This window comes from Reticulibacter mediterranei (genome assembly GCF_016587455.1).
Map to the genome: position 1 here is coordinate 1,085,702 of NZ_BNJK01000002.1, position 11,816 is coordinate 1,097,517.

At 57.7% G+C, this 11,816-nt stretch carries 8 protein-coding genes; all 8 read left to right on the forward strand.

Features of this window, described 5'->3' with window-relative positions; translation table 11 throughout:
* The first annotated feature begins 451 nt into the window (after nucleotides 1-451).
* The gene (locus K3T83_RS43190) at nucleotides 452-1,387 is read left to right on the forward strand and encodes a hypothetical protein (RefSeq protein WP_220209335.1); all 936 of its coding nucleotides are present in this window, start codon (nucleotides 452-454) and stop codon (nucleotides 1,385-1,387) included.
* Nucleotides 1,380-2,267, forward strand: coding sequence for a class I SAM-dependent methyltransferase (locus K3T83_RS43195; RefSeq protein WP_220209336.1), 888 nt, complete (start codon nucleotides 1,380-1,382; stop codon nucleotides 2,265-2,267). Before K3T83_RS43190 ends, K3T83_RS43195 begins: the two co-directional genes overlap by 8 nt.
* Before the next feature lie 382 nt (nucleotides 2,268-2,649).
* Nucleotides 2,650-3,063, forward strand: coding sequence for a helix-turn-helix domain-containing protein (locus K3T83_RS43200; protein ID WP_220209337.1), 414 nt, complete (start codon nucleotides 2,650-2,652; stop codon nucleotides 3,061-3,063).
* 221 nt (nucleotides 3,064-3,284) lie between these two features.
* Nucleotides 3,285-4,439 carry a hypothetical protein gene (locus K3T83_RS43205; RefSeq protein ID WP_220209338.1) on the forward strand — a complete coding sequence of 385 codons (1,155 nt, stop codon included), beginning with the start codon at nucleotides 3,285-3,287 and terminating at the stop codon, nucleotides 4,437-4,439.
* A gap of 22 nt (nucleotides 4,440-4,461) precedes the next feature.
* The gene (locus K3T83_RS43210) at nucleotides 4,462-5,028 is read left to right on the forward strand and encodes a lytic transglycosylase domain-containing protein (RefSeq protein WP_220209339.1); all 567 of its coding nucleotides are present in this window, start codon (nucleotides 4,462-4,464) and stop codon (nucleotides 5,026-5,028) included.
* Nucleotides 5,029-5,086: 58 nt separating this feature from the next.
* Nucleotides 5,087-5,371 carry a hypothetical protein gene (locus tag K3T83_RS43215; protein WP_220209340.1) on the forward strand — a complete coding sequence of 95 codons (285 nt, stop codon included), beginning with the start codon at nucleotides 5,087-5,089 and terminating at the stop codon, nucleotides 5,369-5,371.
* 32 nt (nucleotides 5,372-5,403) lie between these two features.
* Entirely contained in the window at nucleotides 5,404-8,793 is a 3,390-nt protein-coding gene (locus K3T83_RS43220; RefSeq protein ID WP_220209341.1) for a PrgI family protein, read from the forward strand.
* Complete coding sequence (locus K3T83_RS43225; protein ID WP_220209342.1) at nucleotides 8,790-11,792, forward strand: type IV secretory system conjugative DNA transfer family protein; 3,003 nt, start codon at nucleotides 8,790-8,792, stop codon at nucleotides 11,790-11,792. The genes K3T83_RS43220 and K3T83_RS43225 overlap by 4 nt, the downstream gene beginning before the upstream one ends.
* Nucleotides 11,793-11,816 lie beyond the last annotated feature (24 nt).

Below are 11,816 nucleotides of genomic sequence, written 5' to 3' on the forward strand. Positions count from 1 at the left end.
ATCCTCTCTGGAGACAGAGGGGATAGATTTTCTGTCAGCCTTTACCAAACGTGGCACCCCTGACGCTTTCCTGACGCTTTCCTGACGCTTTTTAGCTTCCTCTTCTGGAGTACAAGCAGGTATACTAAACATGCCAGAGGAGATAGGGGAGCACGAAACCCATAAGCAATTCCAGGTTGCCAGGCCAGAACGCTATTTGGTCGCCGTTCGTCTGCTTCTTATGAGAGAAGCAGATCACTCCCCCTCTACATTCTTCTTCTCTCGTCTCCCTCTTTCGTTTTTCACATGTTTTCTATGTATATGCAATTTTTGCAATAAAAGCTATTGCAAAAATTGCATATACATGAGATACTTCTATGAGAAGAAGGTGTTCAAACGCTGGCACTTGCCTTCTCGTCCACAAGGTACAGAAAATGGTTATTTTCTTAGAAACGGTGAAGAGAGTTGCACTATGCCTTTGCCTGAAAAGACGTGGCGTGACCTGCTACGAGAACGACTCGACGATAGTGGAGAACGGATGCGCATCAGCCGCGAGTTGAATGTCAATTTTTCTACTCTCTGGCGTTGGGTAGCTCCAGGCTCAACCCAAAAGCCTCGTGTCGCCTATCTGCTCAAACTCCCAGAGCTTTTTCCCACGACTCAACAGGGGCAGATCCGGCACCTGTTGGCTGAAGAGTACCCAGAGGTCTTTCCCACGACAACCGAGAACGCTGCCAGGGAGGAGGAAGCTCTGGTCGCTATTCCTAGCCTCTATTATCAGCGCGTCCTCTCGGCCCTTCAGGAATCGGATGGCCTCTCAACCTGGGCGGCATTGACACTGGGACTCAAGCAGTTGGCAACACAACTCGTCAGTGAACGGGAGAAGACCTCGCTCTATCTCATGCAGATTTCTCCTTCTCAAAGAACATTGTATCTACGAGAAGGGATGATTTACGATGATCAGGCGACGCTCCCGTTTTCTGGCTCCTCGCTCACCACCTTGTTTTTTGTCGGCTCCGCAAGCGCTCCGGCAGAGGCCGTTCTCACGAAGAAGGTCGTCGCGCGTGGGCATGGAGAGCTTGCCTATCCGCTGAGTAGGCGAGGGAAGGTGGTCGGCTCTCTGTGGATGACGACACAGGCTTCCTTTGGCTTTAGTCAGGTCCAGTGTCAACTAGGAGCGCTCTACGCCTCGTTATTTTCTGCTTGCTTTTGGGAGAAAGATTTCTACCGAACGGACCAGTTATCCTTGGTCCCCATGCCTTCACGAGAAGAACAGATCAAGTGGATGCAGCAGATGGTCGGGTCAGGCTATCTGTACAGCGTGATCGATCCAGAAGCAGAGAATGAGAAACAATTGATTGATTTGGAAACCCGCATGACGATGCAAGGAGGTTGTTTTCATGACTGATTCCAATTCGTACTTCATCGATGTTGAGAGTTCCGCCGAGCTTTCTCGATTAATTGGACAACATCGCTTATTTTCTCAAATGTACCAGGGAGCGGTGTGGCCTGAACTGCCACCGGAAGTGGTAACGCGTCTAGAGGATGTGCTGGATGTCAGTTGTGGGCCAGGTGGCTGGGTTCTGGATGTAGCTCGCCAGGAACACAAGCGAGCAGTGGGGATTGATTTAAGCGAATCGATGATTGAATATGCCCAGGTCCAGGCCAGAGAGATGGGCCTTGAGAACAGCGCACAATTTCGCGTGATGGATGCTACCCAGCCTTTGCAGTTTCCTGATGCGATCTTTGATCTGGTCAACATTCGATTTCTTGTCGGCTTCTTGCCTCGCCGTCTACATGACCGGTTTTTCAGCGAAGTCGTCCGTCTGCTGCGCCCTGGAGGCGTCTTGCGGATCACGGAAAGCGAGCTAGGCTATACCAGTAGCCCAGCGCTCGAACGCTTTGCTCAACTGCTCATTCAGTCGCTTAAAGCCGCAGGGCATGGAGCAGGAGTGCCAGGTCCACACATGGGCATGTTACTCCTGTTGCCTCATTTGCTGTGTGAACACGGATTTGAGCAAATTGCCAGATCAGAGATTTTGGGTGAGTATTCGGCTGGCAGTCCCCTGCATGCAGGGTTTTACGAAGATTGGAAAGCAGCCTATAAGTTGTCTCAGCCCTTCTTTCTCGAACAGGGTTCCATCACCCAAGCAGAAGTCGATGAACTGTATGAGCAGATGCTCAGCGATATGAGGAATCAGGACTTCCTGGGATTCTACGACCTCGTGACCTACATTGGATACAAGCCGGAACAAAATGAGGCGAATCATACGGTTTCTTCCACCTGAATCTCAAGGAGAAAGGTTTTGTCCACAAAAAAAAGCGGTTCCAGATTTCCAGGCCGGGCCGCTTTCGTTCGTCACCTCAAAAAGACGCGATGAGCAGGAGGAGAGCAGGAAGAGATTGCTTCTCGCAAGGATACCGTCCTTCCTAAGAAGGGTGTCATGACGTTGTTCTCTCGGTGATGCAGAGTGTTCTCCTCTTCTTCTCAGACGTTCGCTATCACATAAAAAGGGGAAATGGAAAAGTAATCCCATGAAGTATTGTTAATGATGTTATCAGTGAATAGAATAAGAAAAGAGGAAATGAGTTAGATACTTATTTTTCATTGAAAAGAACCCCCTGTTTCTTTGAAAAACAGGATGTCTCTCATAGAGAAAGGATATTTTCATGCAAGTGCAGACAACCTCTCCCTCCCTCACAATGCATGTCCAGTCTTATTACATTGCTGACTACGAAGTACTGGCCTGTGAAGCGCTGCGGCTGGTCCTGCTGAGCCAAATGGGAAGACCCCTGTATTATCTGCCTCTCTCCCCAGCAGAATTTCAGCTCTTTGTGCAGTTGATGGAGGACCATCACATAGGCAAGGAGACGAACAAAAGACAAGCACTTGAACGGCACGTGAGTAGACTCAAACGCAAACTCCCTGCCTCCTGGCGTATTCACTATCAACGACGAAGCGGCTACCACTTGCAGGTCGAGATGCAGGCAAAGCGACCCCATCGTCAAGAAGTGACGCGTCCCTGGCATCACGCACCATCTGCTCTGGAGCAGAACCGATCTGCTCCAGCACTGTGTCGCTAAGCGACCCAAGCCAATGGGGTTCCAAATCGGACGCAATGTTGCGCTACCCCAAAAGCTTCTCACGTTTTGGTACACGTACTCCTTTTCAGGTCCAGCGTCCCTCCGGTATACTCGTGTCAAGGGCTTTTCCTGGGGCAATGAGGCACCAGCCAAAGCATTTGTCTATTGGCAGAGCACTCGCTCACACGAAGGGGGGAGTGCTGGAAAGGATCAGTTTGCGTATGTCGTGCATCCCTCTTCCTTCAAGTGGGCACAGGCGACCGGTGGTGAGACGTGTACTCCTGTATCTGCTGCTTGGAGCGTTCGGAAGCATACTCCTGCTCTCGAACGCCCCTACGTATGTCCGTTCGTCAGCTCTACCGGTGCAACAGGTCCAGGAGGCGGGATCTGTTGCACTGGGAACGTCACAGCAGACTCCCACCACCCGCCTCATCCGTGCGACGATGGCCGAGCCGGGACCACCTCCGGCACCTGTCGTCTGTTCGATCTTTGATGCAGGCTACATCGATTGCCTCATCGGGCAAGCCAGTACCACCATTGCCACCCGCCTCTTTGAAGCGGTCAGCCCGCTGCTGCATTGGATCGAGGACAACCCGCTCAATTTCGTGACCAGGACGCCAGATGCGGCGACCTATACCAATCCAGTGGTCCAGCGCTTTGTCAGCTTTGGCATCTTTGTCTTTGATGCGGCCCTCGCCGTGCGCCTCCTGCTGATGGCTTATCACGTGCTGATTGGTCGTTCCATTGGTCTGCCCAGCCTCACCGTGCGAGAGGCACTGCCTCGTCTAGCGTTGCTGGTCATTCTGGCTCATAACAGCTTGCTCGTGTGTCAATGGTTGATCGAATTCAACAACTCGCTGTGCCAGGGGGTCGATGATCTCTTTCAAACGTCGCTCTTGCGTCTCTCCATTGAGGCCATTTTCCACAGCTTTACTGGGCCAGGAGCGGTGAACCTGCTTTTACTGTTCTCGCTGTCCCTCTTTCTGATCGTGCAGGTGTTCTTCCTGCTCTGGCAGATGTTGGTCCGGCTGGCAACCGTGATCCTGCTCACGAGCCTGACGCCCTTTGCCTTTTTGAGCGAAACCTGGCTGGCACGCTGGATCAGTGCCTTTGTGACCGTTGTGCTCATCCAATTCATTCAGGTGTCGGCCCTCGCTCTCGGTGGGATGCTCGCCGCTTTTTTTGCAGGCAATCTGCTCCAGGGTTTTTCCGACCAGCTTGTGATCTCTCTGCTGGTCTCCAATGCCCTCTTTTTTCTGGTGCTGCGTGTCCCCTCGATGCTACGAGAATTTGCCCTGCGTCCCCTCACGGCTGCTGGGGAGACCACCGCACGAGCGACCACAGGCATCGTGAGCCGCTTTGTTGCGGCGCTCTAAATCGTTGAAAGGAGGTGTGCATATGCTGCGCACATGGATGCTTCTGTGTGGCTTGCCCGCTGGGCTGCTCCTGCTCGTTCCCGCCTTCTGCTTGCTGGTGACGGCCAGCACCGCTCAGAGCCTCACGTCTCCGCTGGGAGGAAACACGTTCGGTAGCTCAGGCATCCTCCCACCGGGAGCACGTCCGGGGGGTGCTTCCAGTCCCTATGTGGCCCTCGCCCAGACGGAAGCGGTCGCGGCAGGTCTGTCCCCGGCTCTCTTTGTCCGACAGATTCAGGTCGAGAGTGGCTTCAACCCTTCTGCTGTCTCGCCAGCCGGAGCCATCGGCATTGCTCAATTCTTGCCAAGCACAGCCGCCGGTCTGGGCATCAACCCCTGGGACCCGCCATCAGCCCTGCGCGGAGCAGCGCGACTCATGGCAAGCTACGTCCGGCAGTATCAGGGGGATCTCAGCAAAGCGTTGGCTGCCTACAATGCGGGTCCGGGAGGGGTGGATGCGGCGGTGGCACGCTGTGGCAATCTCACGCGTCCCTGGCAGGAGTGCTTACCTGCTGAAACCCAGCACTATCTGGTCTTGATCTTGACCTGAGCATCGGTCTGCACACGCACATTGTCCTCTGCCAAAGAAGAAGGAGGAGGAACCATCTATGTCTCTGCATCTCGCGCTTGCCGTGACCGTTTCCATCGGTCAATTTTTTCTCAATCTCTTTAATCAGGGTCTTGCTCCAGCCCTCTACGGCATCTCTGCCTTTTTCTTTGCCTGGGGCAGCATCGGTCTCATGTTTCCCGGACAGCGTGGACAAGAACTGGCGAAAGAGAATATCTACCGCATTTTAGGAGCACTCGCCCTTGCCCTGCTGACGGCCATCATCACCAGCATTTTCTTTACTGCGGCGGGCGGAACCCCGCAGATTGCTGCGCCGACCCAATAACACTCACGATGCAAAGAAGAAAGGACAACACTATGCATGAAGCCCTACGTCGGCACACCCACCCGACGCATCTGTTTTTGCCTGATAAAGTGCTCTTTGGCCTGACTGTGCGCCAGATCCTCTTTTTGTTGGTGGGAGGCACGTTGGCCTACTGGCTTTGGCTCCGTCTGGGTCTGGTGATCCCCGCCTCGTGGAGGAGTGTTGGCGTCGGGGTGCGCATTGTCGCAGCGCTGCTCCCCTTCGTGCTCTGTCTGGTGGCGGCCTTTGCCAGCATTGCCTCGCGTCCCCTCGAACTCTGGGGCATGGTGGCCCTCCAATTTGCCGCCCAACCGAAACGCGCCGTGTGGCGTGCTGCCCACCAGACAACGGGCCGTTCCTCCTCACGGTCTGCGAGCGTGCAAAGCCTCTTGCCGATCCGACGCGTTCTGCACGATCTGGTCGAGGTGGGAACTGCCCATGCCCGTGCTCCTGAGCAGTATGCTGCCATCATCGAGGTCCAGACGGTCAATGTGAGCCTCTTATCCCCTGAAGAGCAACAGACGCTCTTTACAGGCTTCCGCGCCTTCTTATCGGCACTGCGTTTCCCGGTTCAGATCCTCATGAGCAGCCGCCGCATCGATCTCTCCAGCTATGTGCGCCGAGTGAGAGAGGCGATAGGAGAGTCACCCTCTTCTGGAGAGGAGACCACCACTGACCCACGAGGCCAGCCCTTGCCCTCGCGTCATCGGCTGGCACGTGCCCACCTGGAGGCGCTCGCCACTCTTGAGCGTGAGCAGCTTTTGCTGGAGCGCCGCCTCTATCTCATTGTGTGCTCAGAGCGTGAGGAGTCGCGCTGGCCTCTCGCGAGAATCTTCCCTGCGTCCAAACGGGCCAGCCACACCGAGCTTGCTCAGGTTCGTCGTGCCCTTGATCTACGTGTGGCATCGCTGCTCGACCAGCTTTCCGAGATGGGACTGGAGGGGATCAGGCTCGTCGGAGAGGATCTGCTTACCCTGCTCGATCACTCCTTACGAGGAGACAGTGCGAGACGGACACCGCTCACGCTGGCTCATCTGGTCCACCCGCTGCCGGGAGCCATCTCTCCTCTTTCCCATACTGAGCAGGCACTCTCGGAAGAGGCACTGCTTTCGGTGCCACCGCAAGAGGAGGAAGACGAAGCAGAGGAGGAGCAGGATGAGGAGGAGATGGATCTGTCTACCCCCTCGGCCCTCGATCAGCTTGTGCCTTCCGTTCTGCTGATCTCGTCGGATCATCTGCGAGTCGGAGAGAACTATCTGGCAGGCAGCGCAGTGGTGGGTCTGCCTCGTGAGGTCAGCGACGGGGTGTTATTGCCCCTGCTTGCCCTTGATGAGCAGATGGAGGTGAGTTTGCATGTGCGCCCTCTGGCGACGCCTAACGTCTTGCGCCGCTTGATGCGCGAACAGGCACAGTACCGCTCAACGGAGCGGATCACCAAGCAGCGCGGCATGCTCTCCGACCCGGATCTCTCCGTGGCACGAGATGATACCGAATGGCTCATCCCGCAGCTCGCCTCTGGGCAGGAACGGCTCCTGGAAGTCGGGATGACCATCATGGCCCGCGCTGCCAGCGAGGTGGCTGTTCACGCGTCTCAGCAGCGTATCGAGAGCACGTTGCACAACGGCTTGCTCTCCGCGCACCCGACCACGCTCGAACAATTTGAAGCATATGGGACAACCCTGCCCCTTGGACGAGCGAACCCCTCACGTCCGTTCACCACTACCAGCTCCGCACTTTCGGCCCTGCTGCCTTTCACGAGCACGACGATGATGCAGCCCTCTGGCGTCTTTGTAGGGCTGACCAGCAGCAGCGAACCTGTACTGCTCGATCCGTGGGGAGCAGACATGAACAATCCCCATGAGTTCTGGGGGGGCATCTCTGGCTCCGGCAAATCGTTTGCCATCAAGGTGCGGATCATGCATGAATTACTGATCCGCCCGGACCTGCAAGTGGTGGTCATCGATCCGGCAGGCGAGTATCGTGCCATGATCGAGGCGATGGGAGGCGATTGTATTCGCATTGCTCCTGGCTCAGCCCAGAGCATTAACCCCTTTGATCTGGTTCCCGCAGGGCTGGATCTCTCCCACTATGTCCAGCAGCAACAAGGTGATCGGTTGGCCGAGAAAATCCAGAATCTCCATAATTTTCTGGATATCCTGCTCGCCACCAACGCTCCATCCACTCCTGGAATCGACCTCTCTGAGGAACGGGGACTGCTTGACGACGTGCTCTACGAGGTCTACGCCCGTGCAGGCGTCACCACTGATCCCTGGACGCATGGACGACCGGCCCCCCTCTTACACGATGTGGCGCAGGTTTTGCGCACCCACAAGAAGGACAAGCACGCGCTGCGGCTGGCCCAGCGGCTCCAACGCTTTCTCACTGGCAGTCTGGCCGGTCTCTTTAGCCGTCCGACCAATGTTGCCCTCACCGCGCCTGTGCTCGCCTTTGATTTACGCGAGGTGCGCGAAGGCAGCGAACTCCAGCCCGCAGGCATCTTCCTGATCTCCGACTTCCTCTGGACCCAGGCACTCTCCCAGCGTCGTCCGCGCCGCCTCTACATCGATGAAGCCTGGTCGCTCATCAAGTATCAGGAAGGCGGCGAATTTTTAGAGCGCATGGCCCGTGAGATGCGCAAATATTACATGAGTGTTGTTACCATCACGCAGAATCCCGAACAATTTATCATGGATGCACATGGCAGCGTGATTGCTCAAAACGCCTTCACCAAAGTCTTGAAACGCCTCGACTCCATCGGTGCGGAGGCAGCGAGCGCCGCCTTTGGCCTGACACCAGTGGAAAAGCAGCGGCTCACCCGCTTAGAGCGCAAGAAAGCCCTACTGCTCGTGGGATCGAAGCGGCTGATCGTGGAGATCACCGCCAATGCAGAGGAATACGACCTGGCTCATACTGATCCTCCTACGCACGTGGAGGTACTTGCTCTGCCAGCAGCCGAGAAAGCAGTGCCGGGGGAGCGGGGAGATGCTCTCCAGGAAAGCAAAGAAGAGGATCGACCCTCGGTTGCCAGGACGAGCAAGCGGGCGGCACGCAGCGGCAGCAGGCACGCGTCTCCACCCCCTGTCGTGGCTGCCTCATCACAGGAGGCAGAGCTGCAAGTACAGGCAGGCGACCAGCAGGCAGATGAGGTGGTCCCCATCGATTCGGATGCGCAAGAGAAGCAGCTTCCCCTCTCAGCACCCGTGTTGAGGGAGCAAGAGGAGCCTCTCTCTGGTGCCACGAACACCGTCTCTCTGCACGGCAAGCGGACGGCACGCACCCGCTCCAGGCACGCCAAAACGGGTGTTGCCAGAGCCGCGCCAGTCCCAGCGCTGAGAGCACAGGCAGACCAGCACGCGTCCAACGGGCAGGCGATCACCGCCACGACCCCAGGAGGTGCGCAATGAGTCTGTTCTCTCGTCGAAGCGACCCCTCGTTTGTGGTGCAGATTGTGCCTCCTGCGAACGTGCCGCCGCTTGGCCTGCATACACTAGAGACACTGATGCAATCCCTCGTCGTCCCTTCCGCACGGCTCAGTCTGGAGATCGTTCAGCGCCAGTCGGGGCCACACTTCCTGCTGCGAGCCACCAAGCAGAGCACACTTTCGCAGGCCACCCGCCAGCTTCAGACCTTCTACCCGCAGGCTGTTGTGCGTCCGGTCTCGCACCAGGATGATCCCTTGCACCTGGAGCCGCAGACCGAGCAGGCCAGTGCTCTTGAGGTGCTGCGTCACGGCCCCGTCTATGAAAGCCTGCGGCAGTGGGAGATCCGCGAATGGGCGACCCCTCACAATGATCCGATGTATGCCCTCCTCTCGGTGGGAGCTGTGCTTCCTGCGTCGCTCCGGCTGGTCAGTCAACTCTCGCTGACCCCCTTATCTCCCAAGTGGGCACACCCCTACAGCCGCTTGGCGCTTGAGCATCCCCTAGAACAGGAACGCCAACGCCAGCGCGAGACGCTCTCGCGCACACGACAGGGACGTACTCCTGGCTGGGGGGCAATCATTGGCATGGGGCTACTGGTCCTCATCCTCTCGCTCTGGAGGGCGGGACGACTCGATGGAGTGCTGCCCGCGTGGGGGGAGCAGGCTCTTCTCACGCTCTTGCACGGACAGATGCCCGTCATCAGTGCCACCCAACGCCTCCAACTCATCCTGGCGGGTCTTGCCTGCACGATCCTGCTCGTGACGCTCTCCATCGCGGCTCGCCTGCTTGTCCGGCTGGTGCATCCAGCGCCCACCCTCTACGATCCACGACGCATTGCCGACAAGCTTTCCAAACGAGCGTATCAGGCACGACTGCGGCTGGTGCTCATTGAGACCACTGAAGCAGGCGCACCCACGCCCTTGCCTCGCGCCCCCGGATCACGACGCTGGGCAGACGTGCTCGACCGGCTTTCGCTCCGTCTGCAACGTTCCTGGTTGGGACACATGCGTTTGGTACGCTGGCTCTTTGGACGCTACTATGCCCTGCTGGTGCCTGCTGAGGCGAGACTCTCCCCGCTTTCCACCTGGATGAGCCAGCGATACGTGCAGTGGAGGAGCCAGAGCACCCGACGACGCTTTCGGCAGCAGATCCTCACGCTGGCGCTCGCCAGCTACCGTCAGTACGAGACGACGGCAGTGGGCATACGCTCTCGTCGGTGCTCGACTCGTGCGCTTCGACGAACAGCCCTCCCTCGCTCGGGAACCTGGGTGCTCACTGGCGAGGAAGTCGCGCTCCTCTGGCATCCGTTGACCGAGGCGATGGCCGGTCTCGAACAGCGGCAGGAGCGCACCATCCTGGCCCCTGCTGACGTGACCTCTGGCTCCGGCTGGAAGGTCGGGATCTCTGAGCAGGCCGGGATGCGTGCCGAGGTGTTTTATCCCCCAGAGGCGCTTCGACAGCATGCCTTTGTCTTGGGGCGCACCGGCAAAGGCAAAAGCACCCTCTTTGAGCACCTGGCCCAGGCACAACTGGCGCTGCGGGACGGCCACCCAGATCAGCCAGGGCTGTGTGTGATCGAGCCACATGGCGATTTGATCCGTGCGCTCTTGCGAGGCATTCCCGCGCATTTGGCAGGAGCCGTCACCCTGATCGATCTTGCCGAGCGGGACCACCCGGTCGGCTTCAATTTGCTCGATGTCTCCCAATGGTGGAATAGTGCAAGCGCGGGGCGTCTGGAAATGGATCTTTCGACCAGCGCCATCCTCACGACGTTGCGGAGTATCTGGATTGGCAGTTGGGGATCGCGCATCGAAAATGTGATGCGCTACAGTTTGCGTGCGCTCATGGAAGCCAATCTGACGCTGGTCACAGGCGACCCGAGTGCGGGTCTCATGCAGCAATATAGCCTGCTTGATGTTGTCCCTCTCTTACAGGTGAGGGTCTTTCGCCGCCGTGTCCTCGATCTCGTCCACGATCCCTTTGTCCTGGAGTGGTGGCACACGTATTATGAACAACTCGACGCACAACATCAGCAGGATCTCATCATGCCAGTCATCAGTAAGATTTCTGCCTACGCATCCAGCGAGACCGCCAGGCGCATCATCGGCCAACCCTGCTCGACCATCGATCTGGAGCAGGTGATTCGCACCAGCGGCCTCCTGCTCATCAATACCGCATCAGGGGAGGTCGGAACCGATATCAGTAGCCTGCTCGGAGCGACCATCCTCAGCTCCCTCTCTCAAGGTCTCTCCAGGCAGTACGCACAGCCCCAAGCCGAGCGGCGAGCTTTCCTCGCACTCGTCGATGAGTTTGCCAATTACCCCGTCGATTATGGGGTGTTGCTCACCGAGCGGCGCAAAGCCGGATTGTCTCTGGTGCTCGCTGCCCAATCGCTCACCCAGTTGGAGCAGGTTGATGCGGGGTTGCGCTCGACGGTGCTGGGTAATAGCGAACACCTTTTCGTCTTTACGCCCTCCGTCGAGGATGCCGTGCTCTTGCGCGAGGTGCTTGCGCCGCTGACGCCCCAGGAGGTGATTGCGCTTCCAGACTATCTGTGTTATGCGCATTGGGCACGCTCGCACAAACGCCTCCCGCTCTTCTCCTTTGAGCTACGACAGCTTGCTGCTGGCTCCACGATCCAGGAAGAGCAGATCCGCGCCACGAGCACCCAGCGCGATGGGCGACCACAGGCCCAGGTAGACACGCTCCTCGCCCAATTACATGCCCTGCATCATCAACCGCTCCCTCCTGCACCAGGAACCGGTCGGGGAAAGGGTCGCCAGCCCTTCTCCTCTGCGTCTAACAACGCTGCAAAGGGTCCCCTCCCCCACGTCGCAGGAACACCGACCGGAACCGGACGCAAGCATGTGCGCACGCGCAAACCGATGTTCGCGCCTCGCCCGGCAGGAAGCAGTCACGACTTACTGGAGGAGGAACAGGATGACGTAAGCAAGCCGCCACCTCCACCTCTGCTGCCCTAATTGCTGTACTTTTACAGCGTGAAG